This is a genomic window from Azospirillum doebereinerae, assembly GCF_003989665.1.
Classification (GTDB): Bacteria; Pseudomonadota; Alphaproteobacteria; order Azospirillales; family Azospirillaceae; genus Azospirillum; species Azospirillum doebereinerae.
Genome location: NZ_RZIJ01000023.1, coordinates 78,952 through 97,442, shown reverse-complemented (window position 1 = coordinate 97,442; position 18,491 = coordinate 78,952). Strand labels below are relative to the sequence as shown.

The following is an 18,491-nucleotide window of genomic DNA, read 5'->3' as shown; positions in this document are numbered from 1 at the left end:
TATAATGGTGTTATTGAGAAATATCCACTCTTTGTCAATGGTTTCCTGTGTGTGTTTTCTTCCTATGGAGGTGTTTTTTTCGCCAAGAGATTCCCGTTCCGCTCTCCGCCCATCTCCTTGGCCGGAAGCCGAAGCGGCGGCTTGACCGCGCCGCCGCCAGCGCTATGTCGCGGGGCATGACCGACACGACTCTCTCCTCCCGCCGTCCGCCGTCCGCCCCGTTCCGTGTGCGCTGGTGGCAACCTCTGCTGTTCTGGCTGCTGGTCAACGCCTGGGGTTTCGTCGAGCGTGGGACGCAACCCTTCGCCGGACACGCGCCCTCGCCCCTGCAACCGCCGGGCTGGGTGTTTCCGGTCATGTGGTTCTCGCTGAACATCGTCCAGCTCTGGGGCGATCTGCGGCTGCTGGATCCGGCGCGGCCGATCCGGCACCGGGGGAGCCTGCTGGCGCTCCAGGCCGTGAGCTGGGCGATCTACGCGACCTTCGCCCTGGTCTATTTCACGCTGGGAAGCCCGATCCTGGCCGCCGCCTGGACCATCGGCTTCTTCGTGGTCAGTTCGGCCTGCATCGCCCTGGTGATCCGAGACGACCGGAGCATCGCCGCGCTCTGGCTGCCGCTGATCCTGTGGACCGGCTTCGCCTCGGTCGTCGGCGTCCACAACGCCCTGCTGAATCCCGACCCGCTGTTCGGCACCCCGGCGCTCTGGCCGCGCTAACCCCGGTAACGGTGGGTCGTGCCGGTGAAGTCCTCGACCCTGTACGTCCCCTCGCCGTCCTCCGCGATCCAGGCGGCGGCGGCCGGGGTCTTGCCGTGGCCGCCGGGGATGTCCAGCACGTAGGTCGGCTGGCAGACGCCCGAGACCCGGCCGCGCAGCCCCTTCACCAGCGCCTGCCCCTCGGCGAGGCTGTTGCGGAAATGGCTGGTGCCGGCGGCGAGGTCGGGGTGGTGCAGGTAGTAGGGCTTCACCCGGTTGCGCACCAGCCCGCGGAACAGGGCCTCCAGCGCGGCCGGGTTGTCGTTGATGCCCTTCAGCAGCACCGTCTGGCCCAGCAGCGGGATGCCCGCCTCCACCAGCCGGGCCAGCGCGGCGCGCACCTCCGGCGTCAGCTCGTCGGCGTGGTTGATGTGGACGGCCATCCAGGTGGCGAGGCCGGGGGCGGTCAGCGCCTCGATCAGCTCGCCGGTCACCCGGCCGGGATCGGCGGCCGGGATGCGGCTGTGCAGGCGCAGCACGCCGACATGCGGCATCGTCGACAGGGCCTGCGCGATGCCGCGCAACCGGCGCGGCGACAGCAGCAGCGGGTCGCCGCCGGTGACGACGACCTCCCAGATCGCCTCGTGGTCGCGGATGTAGGCCAGCGCCGCGTCCATCTCCTCGTTGCTCAGCGCCTCGCCGCCGGGGCCGACCATCTCGCGGCGGAAGCAGAAGCGGCAATAGACCGCGCAGGCGTGCAGCGGCTTCAGCAGGACGCGGTCCGGGTAGCGGTGGACGATGCCCTTGACGGGGCTGCGCGCCACGTCGCCGATGGGATCCTCGCGCTCCTCCGGGGTGGTGTGCGCCTCCTGCGGGGAGGGGACGTACTGGGCGTAGAGGGGATCGTCGGCGCCGCGCCCGGCCAGCGTGTCGCGCAGGTAGGGGGTCAGCGCCACGGCGTAGCGCTCGGCCACCGTTTCCACGGCCTTGCCGGCGTCGGGCGTCATCAGCCCGGCGGCCACCAGATCGGAAACGCTGTGCAGGGGCTTCATCGCTCTTTCCCGCCTCGACGAATTCGGTCATTAGGAAAGCGACCGCTCTTACTCCGGTGTGCCCCATGCTGTCGACTCTTCCCCGCCTGATCGGCCATCGCGGCGCCAAGGAAAGCGCCCCGGAAAACACGCTGGCCTCGATTCGCGAGGCTGCCCGCCAGGGCGCCTCCTGGGTCGAGCTGGACGTGATGCTGACCCGCGACGGCCGGCCGGTGATCATCCACGACGACACGCTGGACCGCACCACCACCGGCCGGGGGCCGGTGCCGCTGCTCGATCTGGAGGCGTTGCGCCAACTCGACGCCGGGTCCTGGTTCGACCCGCGCTTCGCCGACGAGCGGGTGCCGGCGCTGGAGGAGGCGGTGGAGCTGATCCGCGACCTCGGCCTATCGCTGAACCTGGAGATCAAGCCCTATCCGGGGCAGGACGTGGCGACGGCGGAGGCCGCGCTGGCGGTCCTGCGCCGGTTGTGGCCGGCCGGGCGGCCGCTGCTGCTCTCCAGCTTCGAGGTGCCCAGCCTGGAGGTCGCGCGCGATCTCTGGCCGGAGATCCCGCGCGGCTATCTGATCTGGAAGGAGCCGGCGGATTGGGCAGCCATCGCCGACCGCGTCGGCGCCGCGACCATCAACGTGAACCACGAATGGCAGACTCCGGAGACGGTCGCCGCCTATCGCGCCACCGGGCGCCCGGTGCTGGCCTACACGGTCAACGACGCGGAACGGGCGCGGACGATGTTCGCCTGGGGCGTGACGGGGGTCTTCACCGACGCGCCGGGCCGGCTGGCGGCGGAGCTGGCAGGGGAGCCGAATGGCGGATCCGGGACGGAGTTGGGAGCGGAATGACCCGATTCTTCCGTTCGCAGTTGCGGAAAACCGTGAACGTTTTTTGCGCGACGGTCCGAATCCCCTCGTAGGACGGCGCAATTCCTCATATATAGAACCGCATGGCGCACCCTGCCGGCAACCGGTCCGGTTTCCGACGGGGTCTTTCGTCGTCTGGTGTCCGCCGCTTTGATCGGGCGTCCCTCGGGACGCGTGTACGGTTTTTGGAGGGTTCGTTGAAGGCGTTGAAGCCGTTGCCGATGTCCGGCCGGGATGTTCTGCCGCTCGTCGAGGGTGGCAAGGGGATTGCCGTGTCCAACGGCGAAAGCTCCGGCGCCTGGGCGGCCGCCGGCGGGATCGGCACCTTTTCGGGGGTCAACGCCGACAGCTATGACGATAACGGCAACCTACTGCCGCAAGAGTACAAGGGCAAGACCCGGCGTGAGCGTCACGACGAACTGATCGCCTTCGGCATCCAGGGCGGCATCGCCCAGGCCCGCATGGCGCACGAGGCGTCGAACGGCCAGGGCCGCATCCACATGAACGTGTTGTGGGAGATGGGCGGCGCCGAGCACATCCTGCACGGCGTGCTGGAAGGCTCCAAGGGGATGATCCACGGCGTCACCTGCGGCGCCGGCATGCCCTACAAGGTGGCCGAGATCGCCGTCAGCTACGGCGTGCACTACTACCCCATCGTGTCGTCGGCCCGCGCCTTCCGCGCGCTGTGGCTGCGCGCCTACCACAAGTTCCGCGAGAACCTGGGCGGCGTGGTCTACGAGGACCCGTGGCTGGCCGGCGGCCACAACGGCCTGTCCAACTCGGAAGATCCGCAGAAGCCGGAGGATCCGTTCCCCCGCGTCCTGGCGCTGCGCCAGATGATGAACAGCTTCGGCATGAACGACACCCCCATCGTCATGGCGGGCGGCGTGTGGTGGCTGTCGGAGTGGGAGGACTGGATCGACAACCCCGATCTCGGCCCCATCGCCTTCCAGTACGGCACCCGTCCGCTGCTGACCCAGGAAAGCCCGATCTCCACCGCTTGGAAGAACCGGCTGCTGAACCTGAAGCCGGGCGACGTGTTCCTGAACCGCTTCTCGCCGACCGGCTTCTATTCGTCGGCGGTCAAGAACCCGTTCCTGCTCGACCTGATGGGCCGCTCGGAGCGCCAGATCGCCTATCTCTCCAAGCCGGTGGGCGAGCATTCGGCCGAATTCCCGGTCGGTCCGCGCGGCCGCCCGGTCTACGTGACCGAGACCGACAAGGTCCGCGCCGAGGGCTGGCTGAGCCAGGGCTTCACCACCGCGCTGAAGACCCCGGACAGCACGCTGGTCTTCGTGACCCCGGATCAGTCGGAGAAGATTCTGCGCGACCAGGTGGACTGCATGGGCTGCCTGTCGGCCTGCGGCTTCTCCAACTGGATGCAGAACGAGGCCGGCACCACCGGCAAGAAGGCCGACCCGCGTTCCTTCTGCATCCAGAAGACGCTCCAGGCGGTCAGCCACACCGACGACTGCGAAAACCAGCTCATGTTCGCCGGCCACAACGCCTACCGCTTCGCGTCCGACCCCTATTACAAGGACGGCTTCATCCCGACGGTGAAGCAGTTGATCGAGCGGATCGCGTCCGGCTACTGACCGGGCGCAATCGGGCCAGCCACTCCACCGCGCGACGCGCTTTCTTGCGTCGCGCGGTGGAAAGGTTCTACATTGGAACGGTCTGCGGCCTTGTGCCGCGTCCATCGCGCTCCGGGTTCCGCCCATGATGACCGCCACCCGCCCCTTCAAGCGCGTTCTCGACCGTCTGCAAGGCGCTGGCCTGCGTCCGACCCGCCAGCGGCTGGGCCTCGCCCGCCTGCTGTTCGAGGGCTGCGACCGGCACGTGACGGCGGAACAACTGCACGGGGAGGCTCTGTCGGCCGACCTGCGGGTGTCGCTGGCGACCGTCTACAACACGCTGAACCAGTTCACCGACGCCGGCCTGCTGCGCGAGGTGGTGGTGGAGGCGGGCAAGTCCTACTTCGACACCAACACCAGCGACCATCACCATTTCTTCCTGGAGAACACCGGCCGCCTGGAGGACATCCCCGGCGACCATCTGGCGATCCGGAACCTTCCAGCCGCCCCCGCCGGCACGCGGATCGCGCGGGTCGACGTGATCGTCCGCCTCGTCGAGGACGGCGAGTAACCAGACAGACGCTGGTCTGGATGGACGTGCGAAGCCGTTGCGGCGCGGCGGCTTGACGCTGTCTTTAGATATTTTCCAGATTGTTGACGACGCGAACTGTTGGTGAGACGATCCGTGTGACGCCGGACGCGCCGCGCACCCGGACGCTTTGGAACAAGAGGGGCGTGGCGACGCCGGGCGAAACCGTCCGGAGGAACCAGTCATGTCGCTGAAGGGCACCAAGACCGAGGACAATCTGAAAGCCGCTTTCGCCGGCGAGAGCCAAGCGAACCGCCGCTACCTCTATTTCGCGCAGAAGGCCGATATCGAGGGCTTCAACGACGTGGCCTCCGTTTTCCGCTCCACGGCGGAGGGCGAGACCGGCCACGCCCACGGCCATCTGGAATTCCTGGAGGAGGTCGGCGACCCCGCCACCGGCCTGCCGATCGGCGCGACCGACAACAACCTCAAGGCCGCCATCGCGGGCGAGACCCACGAATACACCGACATGTATCCGGGCATGGCCCGGACCGCCCGCGACGAGGGTTTCGACGAGGTCGCGGACTGGTTCGAGACGTTGGCGAAGGCGGAAAAGAGCCACGCCGGACGCTTCCAGAAGGCGCTCGAGGCGTTGTGAGGTGGAAGGGGGCAGCAGCGGTTCCCCCTCCCTAGCCCTCCCCCGCTTTGCGGGAGAGGGAACTGCCGCCAGCCCTTGCAAAGCTCCTACCCCCTCTCCCGCGAAGCGGGGGAGGGATGGGGAGGGGGCCACCACGCCTGCCACCCAAAAAGAGGGACGCCATGCGCGAAGGCAGCCTCGAACCCCCGGTCCGTCATCCGCTCGATTGGCGGAACCCGGACTTCACCGACGCGGCGAAGCTCGACGCCGAGACGCGCCGCGTCTTCGACATCTGCCACGGCTGCCGGCGCTGCTTCAACCTGTGCGACAGCTTCCCCCGCCTGTTCGACCTGATCGACAACGCGGGCGACGCCGAACTGCACGGCGTGAAGTCCGAAGACTTCAAGGGCGTCGTCGCCGCCTGCACGCTGTGCGACCTGTGTTTCATGACCAAATGCCCCTACGTGCCGCCGCACGAATGGGCGGTGGATTTTCCGCACCTGATGGTCCGCCACCGGGCGATGGAGACCCGGACTCGTGGCGTCCCCTTCGCCTTGAAGCAGTTGACGCAAACCGACCGCAACGGGGAGTTGGCGCGTCCGGTCGCCCCGCTCGCCAACTGGGCCTCGGCCGAGACCAACCGGCTGACCCGCCCGGTCCTGGAGAAGATCGCGGGCGTCCACCGCGAGGCGCATCTGCCGGCCTTCACCGGCAAGACCCTGGCGATGCGCGCCAAGGCCGAACCGTTGCCGCTCAACCATGAGGCGCCGGCCTTCGGCAAGCGCAAGGCGGTGCTCTACGCGACCTGCTTCGCCAACTACAACAACCCGGCCATCGGCATGGCGGCGCGCGCCGTGCTGGCCCGCAACGGGGTCGAGACCGAGGTGGTCTATCCCGCCTGCTGCGGCATGCCGCAATTGGAGCAGGGCGACCTTGCGCGGGTGGACGCCAAGGCGGCGGCGGTGGCGCGGGCGCTCGGCCCCTGGATCGACAAGGGCTACGACGTCGTCGCGCTGGTGCCGAGCTGCGCCCTGATGCTCAAGCTGGAATGGCCGCTGATCGTGCCGAAGGACGCGCCTCACCGCGCGGCGGTCGAGACGCTGGCGCAGGCGACCTTCGACGTCAGCGAATACATCGTCGACATCGCCCGGCGCGACGGGCTGGCGCCGGGACTGGAACCGCTGCCGGGCGGCGTCGCGCTGCACGTCGCCTGCCACGCCCGCGCCCAGAACATGGGGCAAAAGGCGGCGGAGATGCTGCGCCTGATCCCCCAGGCCGACCTGAAGGTGATCGAGCGCTGCTCTGGCCATGGCGGGTCGTGGGGGGTGTTGACCGAGAACTTCCCGGTGGCGCTGAAGGTCGGCAAGCCGGTCGCCACCCAGGCTTTGAAGTCCGGCAAGCGCTTCGTCGCGTCGGAATGCCCGATCGCCGGACCGCACATCATGCAGGGCATCGCCCGGCTCAACGGCGATGGCGACGGCCCGTTGCCCGAGAACCTGCACCCGGTCGAACTGTTCGCCCGCGCCTACGGCATCACCGTTTGAAGACGGAGGGAGACCCCGGATCATGGCCGCGAAGACCGCAATCACCCGCGCCGACATCCTGCCGATGGCGCAATACGCCCAGGAGCGCCTGGATCGCCGCAAGGCCCTGGTGGCGGTCAAGAGGAACCGCCGCCTGCCCGTCGGCCCGGACGTCACCTTCTACTTCGAGAGCTACGAGACGATGTGGCAGCAGATCCACGAGATGCTGCACATCGAGAAGGGCGGGGAGGAGCAGATCGCCGACGAGCTCCATGCCTACAACCCGCTGATCCCCAAGGGACGCGAGCTGGTGGCGACGGTGATGGTCGAGATCGACGATCCGGTCCGCCGCGACCGGGTGCTGAGCGCGCTGGGCGGGATCGAAGGGCACATGACGATCCAGGTCGGCGACGCGACCATCGCCGGGCGGCCGGAAGGCGACGTCGAGCGCACCAACGCGGCCGGCAAGACCTCGTCGGTCCATTTCCTTCACTTCGACTTCACCGACGCGCAGATCGCCGCCTTCCGCGAGCCGGGCGCGCGGGTGCTGGTCGGCATCGCCCACCCCAACTACGGCCATCTGGCGGTGATGCCCGAGGCCGTGCTGGCGGAGCTGGCGAAGGACTTCGCGTGAGGGCCTCGGTCCGGCGCGGCGTCAGCGGGCCGCGTCGCCGGCGTTTCCCATCGCCGTCGCCGCCAGTTCGGCGGCGTGGTCGCGCACGTCCGCCGGCCACGCGGCGATCAGCGCGGTGAAGCGCGCCGCGTCGTTCGCGTAGAAGGCGCGGGTGGCCTCCTCGTAGTTCGGCAAATCGCCGGCCATGGCGGTCAGGAAGCGCTGTGCGGCGTTCTGGGCGTCGCGGGCGCGGTCCTTCTCCTGTCCGGCGCGCTTGGCCTCCTCCACCAGCTTGCGCAGCGTCACCGAGGCGCCACCGGGCTGCGTGGCCAGCCAGTCCCAGTGGCGCGGCAGCAGGGAGATCTCGCGCGACACGACCCCCAGCTTGGGCCGCCCCGGTCCGGCCTTGCGCGGTTCCGGGGCCGGGGCCGGCTCCAGCCGGGCGACGACCTCATCGGGCGTGCCGCGCAGGTCCAGCTCGACCCGCGCGCTGGTGGCGGCGTCGAAGATCAGGATGGCGGGGGTGCCCTCGCGGTCGTCCTGCTCCTTCACGGCGCGGGCGATCTGGGCGAGGGGGCCGGCGGCGATCCTCCGGTGCCCGGCGAAGGCGATGCAACGGAGGGTCGGTTCGGTGCTGGTCATGATCAGGCTCCAGGGGCCTCCGGCGCTCGGGGCCGGGGCGACGGACGCTTGTTTACACCGGGTAAAATTGGGCGTCAATATACCCTGGGTAAAATCACTCGATCTTTTCTCCGGGGTAGCTGCCCCAGAAATCCGCCCGTTGCAGCCAGCCGCGATAGCCCTTGATGTCGATCTCGCACCAGTCGCCCTGGCATTTCTTGAGCGAGCCGATGACGCCGGCCTCGACGCGGGCGACGACCGACGAGTCGCTCTGCGGGGCCTTGCGCAGGGCGCGGACCGGGCCGACGACCAGGGCGCCGCGCTTGCCGGACAGGGCGCTCTGGTGGACCCAGCCTTCGCTGCCCTCCCAGTCGCGGATGCGGCGCCACGTGTCGAACTCCTGGATGATCTCCACCGGCATGTCCTTGCGGGTGAACACCCAGTCGATGGGGTAGCTGCCGTTGGGGCCGGAGCGCAGGTTGATCTCGCCGACGCGCAGCGTGACGAAGCGCGGGATCGGCAGGCCGGACGCGTGGGTCGGGTCCTTTTCCTTGCGCGGTTCCGCGGCGGACGCCAAGCCGGCCCCCAACCCGACGAGCAGGGCCAGCGCGGCAAGGGCGGAACGGCGGACGAGCATGGGGCACCGGGAAAACGGGGGCTGCGACGCAGGACCGCACTATAGATAGTGGTGGTCGCTTGGGGCAAGGCCCGCCGCCCGCCGCGAGGGGGAGCCGGAACGCTTGTCACGGCCCTTCAAACCCCCGGCCCGGCCCGCGCCAGGGCGGTCATTCGTCACAGCCATCTGGACAGTCACACAACCGCTTGGTATGGCAACGACAGGCCGTTTTTCATCGCAAGGCCGGCCAAGAGGTTAGGGGAGGCATCGCTCGATGACCGACAAGAAGAAGCCGCTCGTTGTCGTGACCCGCAAGCTGCCGGACGTCATCGAGACCCGGATGATGGAGCTGTTCGACACCCGGCTCAATCCCGACGACGTTCCGCTGACGACGGCGCAGCTGCTCGACGCGCTGGCCGTCGCCGACGTGCTGGTCCCCACCGTCACCGACCGCATCGACCGCGCGATGATCGAGCAGGCTGGGCCGAAGCTGCGCCTGATCGCCTCCTTCGGCACCGGCGTCGACCACATCGACCTGCGGGCGGCCAGGGAGCGCGGGATCGTCGTCACCAACACGCCGGGCGTTCTGACCGACGACACCGCCGACATGACAATGGCGCTGCTGCTCGCCACCGCGCGCCGCCTGGCCGAGGGCGAGCGGCTGGTGCGGTCGGGCCAATGGGCCGGCTGGGGGCCGACGACGATGCTGGGCCACCGGATCACCGGCAAGCGGCTGGGCATCCTCGGCATGGGGCGGATCGGCTCGGCGCTGGCGCGGCGCGCGCGCGCCTTCGGCATGTCGATCCACTACCACAACCGCCGCCGCGTCCACCCCGACGTGGAGCAGGAGCTGGAGGCGACCTACTGGGCCAGCCTGGACCAGATGCTGGCGCGGATGGACGTGGTGTCGATCAACTGCCCGCACACGCCCGCCACCTACCACCTGCTGTCGGAACGCCGGCTGAAGCTGCTGCGGCCGCACTGCTACATCGTCAACACCTCGCGCGGCGAGGTGATCGACGAGGTGGCGCTGACCCGCATGCTGTCCAAGGGCGAGATCGCCGGGGCCGGGCTGGACGTGTTCGAGCACGAACCGGCGGTGAACCCGAAGCTGCTGCGGCTCGACAACGTGGTGCTGCTGCCGCACATGGGCTCGGCGACCATCGAGGGCCGCATCGACATGGGCGAGAAGGTCGTGGTCAACGTCAAGACCTTCATCGACGGCCACACCCCGCCCGACCGGGTGCTGGAAACGTTGCTGTAGGAAGGAGCCCTCTCCTCCCCGGGGAGAGGGTGGCCCGCTAGGGCCGGTGAGGGGGCGTTACGCCCGGCAGGGCGGAAGAAAAATGCTGAGTGGTTTTCTATGTTTGCCGGTCGCCATGCGTCCCCCTCACCCAACCCTCTCCCCGGGGGGGAGAGGGCTCAGTCGGCGGGGATGCGGCGTCACTTGTCGCGGTGGAAGGTTGCCTTGGCCTCGACGCGGGGCAGCAGGCGGATGGCGTAGGGGCTGGTCTGGCTGAGCGCCACCGCCTGCGCCGGGCCGGGCACCCGTTCGTGGAAGCCGACCTGCAACTCGCCCCCCGCCGTTTGGGCGCGATCGATGCTGACCGTGTAGCCGGCGGTGTCGCGCGGCCCCAGGAACACCGCCACCGCCATGCGGTCGCTTGGCAGGGACGCCGGGGCCGGCTCGCCGACCCGCGCCCACAACTCGGTCCATTCCTGGGCGTTGCTGGCGGTGACGTAGGCGCGTTCGGCGGCGAGGCTGCGGTCGCCCTGCCAGGCGGTGCCCGACGCGGCCACGGCGGGCAGCAGGTTGCCGGCCGCCTCCTCTCCCGTTCCATCGGTCTGGCAGGCTGTCAGGCCGGCCGCAAGGGACAGCGCGCCCAGCAGCGCGAGCGGGGCGAGGATGCGGCGGGTCGTCATGCGGCTCAGGCGCTCCGGGGCAGGATGGTCTCGACCAGCGACGCCCAATAGCTGGCGCCGGTCGTCAGGATGGCGTCGTTGAAGTCGTAGTGCGGGTTGTGCAGCCGGCAGCCCGGCCCGCCGTGGCCGCCATGACCGAGCCAGATGTAGGCGCCCGGCCGCTCCTTCAGCATGTAGCCGAAATCCTCCGCCGCCATCGTCGGGGCGGGCGCCCAGACGACGTTCTCCTGCCCCACCACCTTGGCGGCGACGCTGGCGGCGACGCGGGCCTCCGGCTCGCTGTTGACGGTCGCCGGGTAGCCGGGGCGGAAGTTCAGCACGGCCTGCGCGCCCAGCCCCTCGGCGATGCTCGACACCAGCCGGGCGAACTGCTCCTGGATGCGGCGGTGGGTCGCCTCGGAGAAGGTCCGCATGGTGCCGCGCAGGGTGGCGCTGTCGGGAATGACGTTGGCGGCGGTGCCGGCGTCCACCACGGTGATCGACACCACCGCGCTGTCGGCCGGGTCGGTGCCCCGGCTGACGAGGCTCTGCGCCGCCGTGATGATGTGGGCGGAGACCAGCACGGGGTCGATGCTGCGGTGGGGCATGGCCGCATGGGCGCCGTGGCCGGTCACCGTGATCTCGAACTGGTTGGCCGCCGCCATCACCGGGCCGGGATGAACGGCGATCTGACCGGCCGGCAGCTCCGGCCAGTTGTGCAGGCCGTAGATCTGCTCGCAGTCGAACTGTTGGAACAGCCCTTCCTGGATCATCCGCAGGCCGCCGCCCTGGCCTTCCTCGGCGGGCTGGAAGATGAAGTGGACGGTGCCGTCGAAGTTGCGCGTCTCCGCCAGATAGCGGGCGGCGCCCAGCAGCATGGTGGTGTGGCCGTCATGGCCGCAGGCGTGCATCTTGCCGGGGTGGCGCGAGGCGTAGTCGAACTCGTTCGCCTCGGGCATCGGCAGCGCGTCCATGTCGGCGCGAAGACCGATGGCCCGCCCGCTGCCGGTGCCGAGCCCGGTCAGCGTGCCGACCACGCCGGTCCCGGCCAGCCCGCGATGCACCGCGATCCCGAACTCGGCCAGCTTGGCGGCGACGAGGTCGGAGGTGCGGTTCTCCTCGAAGCCCAGCTCGGGGTGGGCGTGGATGTCGCGCCGCCACGCGGTCATGTCGTCCTGGAAAGCGGCGATTCGGTTGTTGATGGGCATGGCTCTAACGCTGGTTTTTCGAACGGCGGGGCCGTTCCGGGGAGGTGTAGGGAAGATGGGGCGTCATTCGGGAACCGCCATACCGCGCTGCACCGCCGGCCGCGCGGCGACCGCGTCGTGCCAGCGCTTCAGGTTGGCGAAGCGCTCCAGCAGGCCGCCGCCCGCGACCGCCGCCGCCGCGATGAAGGGGAAGCAGGCGATGTCGGCGATGGAGTAGCCGTTGGCGAGGTGTTCGGCCTCGGCCAGCCGCTCGTCCATCGCGGCGTAGCAGCGCATCAGCTCGCCCTTGAAGAGGTCGATGGCGTAGGGGATTTTCTCCGGCGCGCGCACCGAGAAGCGCAGCATGTCGACCGAGGTCGGGCCGAGGTCACTGATGCCCAGCATGAACCAGCTCATCGCCTCGGCCTTGTCGTCCAGATTGTCGGGGACGAGGCGGCCGGTGCGCTCGGAGAAATGCAGCAGGATGGCGCCCGACCCGAACAGGCGCCGGCTGCGCCCGCCGGGCAGTTCCTCCACCAGCGCCGGGATCTTGGTGATCGGGCTGATGGCCAGGAAGTCGGGCCGCTTGTTCTCGCCCGCCACCAGATCGACCCGGTGGACGCGGTAGGTCAGGCCGAGTTCCTCCAGCAGGATCGACGCCTTGCGCCCGTTGGGCGAGGGGAAGGTGTGGAGCGTGATCATCCGGGCCGGTCCCTCCAGCCGCGCTGGCGCGCGCGGTCCTTCGCCTCACTGTGGCCGATTTGCGCGCGCAACGCCAGAGGCGGCGGTCGGCCCAGAAGGGCGCCATATCCATAAAATGCGATGGATTTCTTGAAAGGCCGCGCAGGAGTCCCCAACGCCGGTCCGTATGTCCGGTAACAGGGCGCCTTCCGGCCAAGCGGCCGCCGGACGCCAGCGACTTCCCAACGGAGCGTCCGGTCATGCTCTCCTCGCTCAGCGGTTACGGATCCAGCACCTCGTCGGTGCTCCAGAAAGTCTTCTCCAAGGCCGACGCCAACGCCGACGCCTCGCTGTCCAAGGACGAGCTGGTCAGCGCGCTCGGCAAGACGACGAAGTCCTCGAACAGCTCCAAGCTGTCCTCGGCGGTGAACGATCTGGTCGGCAGCCTGGACAGCGATTCCGACGGTTCGCTCAGCGCGACGGAGTTCAGTTCCTTCTCCAGCCAGTTCGACTACAGCAGCGGCAGCACCCTGCTGGCGGCGCAGGAGGCCAGCGCGCAGAGCCGGTTCCAGAGCTTTTATTCGAGCCTGGACAGCGACAGCAGCGGCGGCGTCAGCCAGGACGAATTGAGTTCGGCGGTGTCGTCCTATCTGTCAGAATCGGGCGATTCCTCGACAGACAGCGGCACTCTGTCGTCGGATCTGTTCAGCAGCCTGGACGCGGACAGCGACGGCACGGTGTCGCAGGACGAATTGAGCAGCGCGCTGAAATCGACCGAGGGCAACCGCCCGCCGCCGCCGCCGCCGCCGCCGCCGGCCAACGACACCGCGTCGTCGGGGGATTCGGACTCGTCCTCGTCGAGCGGATCCTCGTCGAGCAGTTCGTCCTCGTCGAGCGGCGCGACCGCGTCGGCGGGCGGGGCCGGCGGCAGTTCGTCCACCACCTACGATCCGCTGGACACCAACAAGGACGGCTACGTCTCCGCCGAGGAGCGGATGGCCGGACTGTCCGGATCGGCGCAGCCGCCGCCGAGCACCGGCGTCACCTCCAACCGCCTGGGCAGCGACACCCTGCGCTTCCTGAGCGGCATCAACGAGGTGGCCGCCTGACCGGGGGACTCTCCGGCACGACCAAAGGGATGCTTTGCACGGCGCATGGAGTGTGATTCCCTCACGGGGATGGAAGCCGTCCCCTTGAGAGATCCTCCTTGCGCACGCTGAAACGCAGCCTCGGGCTGGTCGCCTCGGTGGCCTTCACCTTGTTCGGCTTGTTGCTGGTCACCTTCCTGATCGGCCGCGTCGTGCCCATCGACCCGGTGCTGGCCGCCGTCGGCGACCGCGCCACCGCCGACACCTACGCCCGCATGCGCAGCGAGCTGGGGCTCGACCTGCCGCTCTGGCAGCAGTTCGCGCGTTATGTCACTGCGGTGATGCAGGGCGATCTCGGGACCTCCATCCTGACCTCGCGCCCGGTGCTGGAGGACGTGCTGCGCGTTTTCCCGGCGACGCTGGAACTGGCGACCGTCGCCGTCGCGGTGGGTGCCGCGCTGGGCGTGCCGGCCGGGGTGCTCGCCGCCACCCATCGCGGGCGCTGGCCCGATCACGCCATCCGCCTGCTGGGGCTGGTCGGTCATTCGGTGCCGATCTTCTGGCTGGGGCTGATGGGGCTGATGCTGTTCTACGCGCGGCTCGACTGGGTGCCGGGGCCGGGGCGGGTGGACGTCTTCTACGAGGGGCTGGTGGAGCCGGTGACCGGGCTGGTCACCGTGGACGCCCTGTTGGCCGGCGAAAGCGACGTGTTCTGGAACGCGCTGCACCATCTGGTGCTGCCCACGGCGATCCTGGGGCTGTACAGCGTCGCCTACATCGCGCGGATGACGCGCAGCTTCATGCTGGACCAGCTGCGCCAGGAATACATCACCACCGCCCGCGTCAAGGGCCTGTCGGAGGCCCGCGTCGTCTGGCGCCACGCGCTGGGCAACATCGCGGTGCCGCTGGTCACCGTCATCGCCCTGTCCTACGCCACGCTGCTGGAGGGCTCGGTCCTGACCGAGACGGTGTTCGCGTGGCCGGGGCTGGGGCTCTACATCACCAACTCGCTGCTCAGCGCCGACATGACCGCGGTGCTGGGCGGGACGCTGGTCGTCGGCACCGTCTTCATCGGGCTGAACCTGCTGTCCGACCTGCTCTACCGCCTGCTCGATCCCAGAGCACGATGATGAGGCGCGCGATGATGGACTCGTCTCTCTCGGGCTGGCGCGGCTGGCTGTCCACCGACACTCCCTCGTCGCGGATGCAGGCCCGGCTGGGGCGGGCGTGGGGCGGCTGGCTGGCCTTCCGCCGCAACCGGCTGGCGATGGCCGGGCTGCTGATCGTGCTGGCGCTGGTGGTGGTCGCGGCCTTCGCGCCGCTGCTGGCGCCGCACGCCCCTTACGCCCAGGATCTCGCCAACCGGCTGCAACCGCCGGGGCCGGGCCATTGGCTGGGGACCGACGGCTTCGGGCGCGACATCCTGTCCCGGCTGATCCATGGCGCGCGGCTGACGCTGATGATCGTCGCGCTGGTGGCGCTGACGGCGCCGCTGGCCGGGCTGCTGATCGGGACGGTGGCCGGCTATCTCGGCGGCTGGGTCGACGCCGTGCTGATGCGGGTCACCGACGTCTTCCTGGCCTTCCCCAAGCTGATCCTGGCGCTGGCCTTCGTCTCGGCGCTCGGTCCCGGCATCGAGAACGCGGTGATCGCCATCGCCATCACCTCCTGGCCGCCCTACGCCCGCCTCGCGCGGGCCGAGACGCTGACCATCCGCCGCGCCGACTTCATCAGCGCCGCCCGCCTGCAAGGGGCGTCGAGCGCGCGGATCATCCTCGGTCATGTGGTGCCGCTCTGCGCCGCCTCGCTGATCGTGCGGACGACGCTGGACATGGCGGGCGTGATCCTGACCGCCGCCGGGCTGGGCTTCCTGGGCCTGGGCGCGCAGCCGCCGCTGCCGGAATGGGGCGCCATGATCGCCGCCGGACGCCAGAACATCCTGGAGCAGTGGTGGGTGTCCGCCATGCCCGGCGTTGCCATCTTCGTCGTCAGCCTGGGCTTCAACCTGCTGGGCGACGGGCTGCGCGACGTGCTGGACCCGAAGGGGGAGTGACGGCGATGGACGGGACCGAACCCCTGCTGGAGGTGGCCAACCTCCGCGTCTCCTTCCCGACCCGCAACGGGGTGACCGAGGCGGTGCGCGGAGTCTCCTTCACCCTGGGGCGGGAGAAGCTGGGGATCGTCGGCGAATCGGGGTCGGGCAAGTCGGTCACCGGCCGCTCGATTCTGCGGCTGGTGCCGGCGCCGGGTGTGGTCACCGCCGACCGTCTGGCCTTCCGGGGCGAGGATCTGCTGGCGGCGTCGGACCGGCGCCTGCGCGCCATCCGGGGCCGGCGCATCGCCATGGTGATGCAGGACCCGAAATTCTCGCTGAACCCGGTGATGACGGTGGGCCGCCAGATCGCCGAGGCTTACCGCGTCCACAGCGGCGCCGGGGCGGCCGAGGCCAAACGCCGCGCGCTGGCGATGCTGGAGGCCGTCCGCATCCGCGATCCCGAGCGCGTCTACGGCCGTTACCCGCACGAGGTGTCGGGCGGGATGGGCCAGCGCATCATGATCGCCATGATGCTGATCCCCGAACCCGACCTGCTGATCGCCGACGAGCCGACCTCGGCGCTCGACGTCACCGTGCAGATGCAGGTGCTGGCGATCCTCGACGATCTCTGCGGCCAGCGCGGCATGGGGATGGTCTTCGTCAGCCACGACCTGAACCTCGTGGCGTCCTTCTGCGACCGCATCCTCATCATGTACGCGGGCCGCGTGGTGGAGAGCTGCCGCGCGTCGGAGCTGCGCAACGCCACCCACCCCTACACGCGCGGCCTGCTCGACAGCCTGCCCCGGCTGGACGACCCGCGCGCGGAGCTGCCGGTGCTGACCCGCGATCCGGCCTGGACGAAAGAGGACGGGGCACGGGAGGGCGGCGCATGATCGCGGTCGAGAATCTGCGGGTCGCTTTCGGCCAGGGCGCCGACGCGGTGCTCGCGGTGGACGGCCTGTCGCTGGCGGTGGAGGAGGGCGAGAGCTTCGGCCTCGTCGGCGAGTCGGGGTCGGGCAAGTCCACCGTTCTGCGCGCGGTCAGCGGGCTTAACCACGACTGGACCGGCCGCATCGCGGTGGCCGGGGCGGCGCAGTCGCGCCAGCGCTCCAAGGACTTCTTCAAGCTCTGCCAGATGGTGTTCCAGGACCCCTACGGGTCGCTGCACCCGCGCCACTCGGTGGACCGCATCCTGGCCGAGCCCATCGCCATCCACGGATTGGGCGACGCCGACCGGCGGATCGACCGGGTGCTGCGCGAGGTCGGGCTGGGACCGGCCTTCCGCTTCCGCTACCCGCACCAGCTCTCCGGCGGGCAGCGCCAGCGCGTTGCCATCGCCCGCGCCCTGGTGCTGGAGCCGCGCGTGCTGCTGCTGGACGAGCCGACCTCGGCGCTCGACGTGTCGGTGCAGGCGGAGATTCTGAACCTGCTGCGCCGCCTGCGGGCCGAGCATGGGCTGACGCTGGTGCTGGTCAGCCACAACCTCGCCGTCGTCGCCAACCTGTGCGACCGGCTGGCGGTGATGAACCGGGGCCGGCTGGTCGAGGAGATGACGGTGGACGAGTTGCGTCAAGGGGCGGCGCGTCAGCCCTACACCCGGCAGCTCCTGCGCGCCAGCCAGGGCTACGACCGCGCGGCGGCGGAGGGCTTCCGCGACTTCGCCTGATGGGCTTTCACGAGTGGCGGTCCGTCGCCGTGACCAGCACCGACAGCAGGGCGGCGCCGGCGGCGGCGAGGAAGACCGCCGGGTAGCCCCAGCTTCCCACCAGCCCCCCGGCGACCGGGGCGCCGAAGGCGATGGACAGGTCGAAGAAGGCGACGAAGGCGGCCAGCGCCACCCCGCGGTTCTGCGCCGGCACGCGCTTCACCGCCTCCACCCCCAGAGCCGGCAGCACCAGCGAGAAGCCGAGCCCGATCACCGCCGCGCCGGCCACCGCCATCGTGGGCGAGCTTGCCTGCCAGACGATCAGATGCCCGACCGCCTCGACCGCCAGCGAGCCCGCCGCGACCCGCTTTCCGCCCAGCCGGTCGGGCAGGCCGCCGGCCACCAGACGCACCGCGATGTAGGCGACGCCGAAGGCGGTCAGCGCCAGCCCGGCGCCGTCCCAGCCGCGCGCCGCGAACAGCAGCGGCGCGAAGGTGGCGAGCACCGCGAAGCCGGCGCTGCCGAGCGCCAGCCCCAAACCCGGCCGCAGCACCAGCCCGATCACCGCCGTGAAGGGCATGCGGACCCCGCCCGGCACCGGCACCGCCGGGACCATCGCCGCGACCGCCAGCCCGGCCAGCGGCGCGAGGCTCGCCGCCAGCGCCAAGGCGCCGAAGCCGCCCGCCTCCTGGATCGCCAGCCCGGCGGGCGCCCCGGCGGCGATGGCGCTGTACATGGCGATGCCGTTCCACGACATCACCTTGCCGGCGTTGCGCGGGCCGACGGTGGCGATGGCCCAGGACAGCGCCCCGGTCATGAACAGGCTCTCGCCGAAGCCCAGCACGACCCGGCCGCACAGGATCGCGGCGAGCGCGCCGATGCTGCCGCCCGGCATCAGCAGCGACAGGCCGTAGCAGACGCCGGCCAGCGCCGAGGCCGCCAGACCGGTCAGAACCGCGCGTTTCGGCCCTCGGGTGTCGGACAGGATGCCGGCGTGGCGGCGGGTCAGCACGGTCGCCACCGACTGGAGGCCGACCACCACCCCGACCAGAACGGCGCCGAAGCCGAGCGCGTCGTGGACGTGCAGCGGCAGCACCGACAGGGGCAGGCCGATGGCGAGAAAGCCGAGGAACACGGCGGCGACGAAGGGCAGCAGGCGCGGCAGGACGGCGGACCCGGCCGGTGCCGGGGGGGCGAGCGCATCGCTCATGAACGGAGTCTCCAGGGAAAGGT

Annotated in this window: 20 protein-coding genes; 13 read left to right on the top strand and 7 right to left on the bottom strand. The window is 70.0% G+C overall.

Features of this window, described 5'->3' with window-relative positions:
• Positions 1 to 176: 176 nt before the first annotated feature.
• The gene (locus tag EJ913_RS24105) at positions 177 to 716 is read left to right on the top strand and encodes a tryptophan-rich sensory protein (protein WP_127002698.1); all 540 of its coding nucleotides are present in this window, start codon (positions 177 to 179) and stop codon (positions 714 to 716) included.
• Here EJ913_RS24105 and EJ913_RS24100 read toward each other — a convergent pair.
• On the bottom strand, positions 713 to 1,747 hold the full coding sequence (locus EJ913_RS24100) for a lysine-2,3-aminomutase-like protein (RefSeq protein ID WP_127002696.1): 1,035 nt from the start codon (positions 1,745 to 1,747) through the stop codon (positions 713 to 715). The two genes, EJ913_RS24105 and EJ913_RS24100, sit on opposite strands and share 4 nt — an antisense overlap.
• 65 nt (positions 1,748 to 1,812) lie before the next feature.
• Here EJ913_RS24100 and EJ913_RS24095 point away from each other — a divergent pair, with 65 nt between their 5' ends.
• The 6 genes from EJ913_RS24095 to EJ913_RS24070 all read left to right on the top strand — a co-directional run bounded on the left by EJ913_RS24095 (position 1,813) and on the right by EJ913_RS24070 (position 7,504).
• Positions 1,813 to 2,589: a glycerophosphoryl diester phosphodiesterase gene (locus EJ913_RS24095; protein ID WP_127002695.1), complete on the top strand. Its 777-nt coding sequence runs from the start codon at positions 1,813 to 1,815 to the stop codon at positions 2,587 to 2,589.
• Between the two features lie 215 nt (positions 2,590 to 2,804).
• Positions 2,805 to 4,202, top strand: a complete 1,398-nt coding sequence (locus EJ913_RS24090; RefSeq protein ID WP_185909913.1) for an NAD(P)H-dependent flavin oxidoreductase — start codon at positions 2,805 to 2,807, stop codon at positions 4,200 to 4,202.
• A gap of 127 nt (positions 4,203 to 4,329) precedes the next feature.
• Positions 4,330 to 4,752 (top strand): iron response transcriptional regulator IrrA, encoded by a 423-nt coding sequence (irrA, locus tag EJ913_RS24085; protein WP_185909915.1) that lies wholly within the window; start codon positions 4,330 to 4,332, stop codon positions 4,750 to 4,752.
• Between the two features lie 202 nt (positions 4,753 to 4,954).
• The gene (locus EJ913_RS24080) at positions 4,955 to 5,368 is read left to right on the top strand and encodes a rubrerythrin family protein (RefSeq protein WP_127002691.1); all 414 of its coding nucleotides are present in this window, start codon (positions 4,955 to 4,957) and stop codon (positions 5,366 to 5,368) included.
• Between the two features lie 161 nt (positions 5,369 to 5,529).
• A complete protein-coding gene (locus tag EJ913_RS24075; protein WP_127002689.1) occupies positions 5,530 to 6,891 on the top strand; it encodes a heterodisulfide reductase-related iron-sulfur binding cluster in 1,362 nt (453 codons plus the stop codon).
• Between the two features lie 22 nt (positions 6,892 to 6,913).
• Positions 6,914 to 7,504, top strand: coding sequence for a DUF3501 family protein (locus EJ913_RS24070; protein ID WP_127002687.1), 591 nt, complete (start codon positions 6,914 to 6,916; stop codon positions 7,502 to 7,504).
• Between the two features lie 21 nt (positions 7,505 to 7,525).
• Here EJ913_RS24070 and EJ913_RS24065 read toward each other — a convergent pair whose 3' ends face one another.
• Both EJ913_RS24065 and EJ913_RS24060 read right to left on the bottom strand, forming a co-directional pair.
• Positions 7,526 to 8,125, bottom strand: a complete 600-nt coding sequence (locus EJ913_RS24065) for a DUF2239 family protein (protein WP_127002685.1) — start codon at positions 8,123 to 8,125, stop codon at positions 7,526 to 7,528.
• Positions 8,126 to 8,219: 94 nt separating this feature from the next.
• Positions 8,220 to 8,741: an SH3 domain-containing protein gene (locus EJ913_RS24060; protein WP_127002683.1), complete on the bottom strand. Its 522-nt coding sequence runs from the start codon at positions 8,739 to 8,741 to the stop codon at positions 8,220 to 8,222.
• Positions 8,742 to 8,994: 253 nt separating this feature from the next.
• Here EJ913_RS24060 and EJ913_RS24055 point away from each other — a divergent pair, with 253 nt between their 5' ends.
• Positions 8,995 to 9,984: a 2-hydroxyacid dehydrogenase gene (locus EJ913_RS24055; RefSeq protein WP_127002681.1), complete on the top strand. Its 990-nt coding sequence runs from the start codon at positions 8,995 to 8,997 to the stop codon at positions 9,982 to 9,984.
• Between the two features lie 179 nt (positions 9,985 to 10,163).
• Here EJ913_RS24055 and EJ913_RS24050 read toward each other — a convergent pair whose 3' ends face one another.
• The 3 genes from EJ913_RS24050 to EJ913_RS24040 all read right to left on the bottom strand — a co-directional run bounded on the left by EJ913_RS24050 (position 10,164) and on the right by EJ913_RS24040 (position 12,511).
• Positions 10,164 to 10,643: a protease complex subunit PrcB family protein gene (locus EJ913_RS24050; RefSeq protein ID WP_127002679.1), complete on the bottom strand. Its 480-nt coding sequence runs from the start codon at positions 10,641 to 10,643 to the stop codon at positions 10,164 to 10,166.
• A gap of 5 nt (positions 10,644 to 10,648) precedes the next feature.
• Positions 10,649 to 11,830, bottom strand: a complete 1,182-nt coding sequence (locus EJ913_RS24045; RefSeq protein ID WP_127002677.1) for a M20 aminoacylase family protein — start codon at positions 11,828 to 11,830, stop codon at positions 10,649 to 10,651.
• Between the two features lie 63 nt (positions 11,831 to 11,893).
• On the bottom strand, positions 11,894 to 12,511 hold the full coding sequence (locus EJ913_RS24040; protein WP_127002675.1) for a glutathione S-transferase family protein: 618 nt from the start codon (positions 12,509 to 12,511) through the stop codon (positions 11,894 to 11,896).
• A gap of 239 nt (positions 12,512 to 12,750) precedes the next feature.
• On the opposite strand from EJ913_RS24040, the gene EJ913_RS24035 reads away from it, so the two are divergent.
• From EJ913_RS24035 to EJ913_RS24015, 5 genes are all read left to right on the top strand, one after another.
• A complete protein-coding gene (locus EJ913_RS24035; RefSeq protein WP_127002673.1) occupies positions 12,751 to 13,599 on the top strand; it encodes an EF-hand domain-containing protein in 849 nt (282 codons plus the stop codon).
• A 98-nt stretch (positions 13,600 to 13,697) separates the two neighbouring features.
• Positions 13,698 to 14,708 (top strand): ABC transporter permease, encoded by a 1,011-nt coding sequence (locus tag EJ913_RS24030; protein ID WP_127002671.1) that lies wholly within the window; start codon positions 13,698 to 13,700, stop codon positions 14,706 to 14,708.
• A gap of 11 nt (positions 14,709 to 14,719) precedes the next feature.
• Positions 14,720 to 15,631: a nickel transporter permease gene (gene nikC, locus EJ913_RS24025; protein ID WP_127002669.1), complete on the top strand. Its 912-nt coding sequence runs from the start codon at positions 14,720 to 14,722 to the stop codon at positions 15,629 to 15,631.
• A 5-nt stretch (positions 15,632 to 15,636) separates the two neighbouring features.
• Positions 15,637 to 16,506, top strand: coding sequence for an ABC transporter ATP-binding protein (locus tag EJ913_RS24020; RefSeq protein ID WP_127002667.1), 870 nt, complete (start codon positions 15,637 to 15,639; stop codon positions 16,504 to 16,506).
• A complete protein-coding gene (locus tag EJ913_RS24015; RefSeq protein WP_127002665.1) occupies positions 16,503 to 17,279 on the top strand; it encodes an ABC transporter ATP-binding protein in 777 nt (258 codons plus the stop codon). Before EJ913_RS24020 ends, EJ913_RS24015 begins: the two co-directional genes overlap by 4 nt.
• Before the next feature lie 7 nt (positions 17,280 to 17,286).
• Here EJ913_RS24015 and EJ913_RS24010 read toward each other — a convergent pair whose 3' ends face one another.
• Positions 17,287 to 18,468: an MFS transporter gene (locus tag EJ913_RS24010; protein ID WP_127002663.1), complete on the bottom strand. Its 1,182-nt coding sequence runs from the start codon at positions 18,466 to 18,468 to the stop codon at positions 17,287 to 17,289.
• Positions 18,469 to 18,491 lie beyond the last annotated feature (23 nt).

What these genes read in the sequence shown, in the direction of transcription:
- EJ913_RS24105 (WP_127002698.1), top strand. Translation starts at nt 177, where the DNA reads ATGACCGACACGACTCTCTCCTCCCGCCGTCCGCCGTCCGCCCCGTTC.
- EJ913_RS24100 (WP_127002696.1), bottom strand. Translation starts at nt 1,747, where the DNA reads ATGAAGCCCCTGCACAGCGTTTCCGATCTGGTGGCCGCCGGGCTGATG.
- EJ913_RS24095 (WP_127002695.1), top strand. Translation starts at nt 1,813, where the DNA reads ATGCTGTCGACTCTTCCCCGCCTGATCGGCCATCGCGGCGCCAAGGAA.
- irrA (WP_185909915.1), top strand. Translation starts at nt 4,330, where the DNA reads ATGACCGCCACCCGCCCCTTCAAGCGCGTTCTCGACCGTCTGCAAGGC.
- EJ913_RS24080 (WP_127002691.1), top strand. Translation starts at nt 4,955, where the DNA reads ATGTCGCTGAAGGGCACCAAGACCGAGGACAATCTGAAAGCCGCTTTC.
- EJ913_RS24075 (WP_127002689.1), top strand. Translation starts at nt 5,530, where the DNA reads ATGCGCGAAGGCAGCCTCGAACCCCCGGTCCGTCATCCGCTCGATTGG.
- EJ913_RS24070 (WP_127002687.1), top strand. Translation starts at nt 6,914, where the DNA reads ATGGCCGCGAAGACCGCAATCACCCGCGCCGACATCCTGCCGATGGCG.
- EJ913_RS24065 (WP_127002685.1), bottom strand. Translation starts at nt 8,125, where the DNA reads ATGACCAGCACCGAACCGACCCTCCGTTGCATCGCCTTCGCCGGGCAC.
- EJ913_RS24060 (WP_127002683.1), bottom strand. Translation starts at nt 8,741, where the DNA reads ATGCTCGTCCGCCGTTCCGCCCTTGCCGCGCTGGCCCTGCTCGTCGGG.
- EJ913_RS24055 (WP_127002681.1), top strand. Translation starts at nt 8,995, where the DNA reads ATGACCGACAAGAAGAAGCCGCTCGTTGTCGTGACCCGCAAGCTGCCG.
- EJ913_RS24050 (WP_127002679.1), bottom strand. Translation starts at nt 10,643, where the DNA reads ATGACGACCCGCCGCATCCTCGCCCCGCTCGCGCTGCTGGGCGCGCTG.
- EJ913_RS24045 (WP_127002677.1), bottom strand. Translation starts at nt 11,830, where the DNA reads ATGCCCATCAACAACCGAATCGCCGCTTTCCAGGACGACATGACCGCG.
- EJ913_RS24040 (WP_127002675.1), bottom strand. Translation starts at nt 12,511, where the DNA reads ATGATCACGCTCCACACCTTCCCCTCGCCCAACGGGCGCAAGGCGTCG.
- EJ913_RS24035 (WP_127002673.1), top strand. Translation starts at nt 12,751, where the DNA reads ATGCTCTCCTCGCTCAGCGGTTACGGATCCAGCACCTCGTCGGTGCTC.
- nikC (WP_127002669.1), top strand. Translation starts at nt 14,720, where the DNA reads ATGATGGACTCGTCTCTCTCGGGCTGGCGCGGCTGGCTGTCCACCGAC.
- EJ913_RS24020 (WP_127002667.1), top strand. Translation starts at nt 15,637, where the DNA reads ATGGACGGGACCGAACCCCTGCTGGAGGTGGCCAACCTCCGCGTCTCC.
- EJ913_RS24015 (WP_127002665.1), top strand. Translation starts at nt 16,503, where the DNA reads ATGATCGCGGTCGAGAATCTGCGGGTCGCTTTCGGCCAGGGCGCCGAC.
- EJ913_RS24010 (WP_127002663.1), bottom strand. Translation starts at nt 18,468, where the DNA reads ATGAGCGATGCGCTCGCCCCCCCGGCACCGGCCGGGTCCGCCGTCCTG.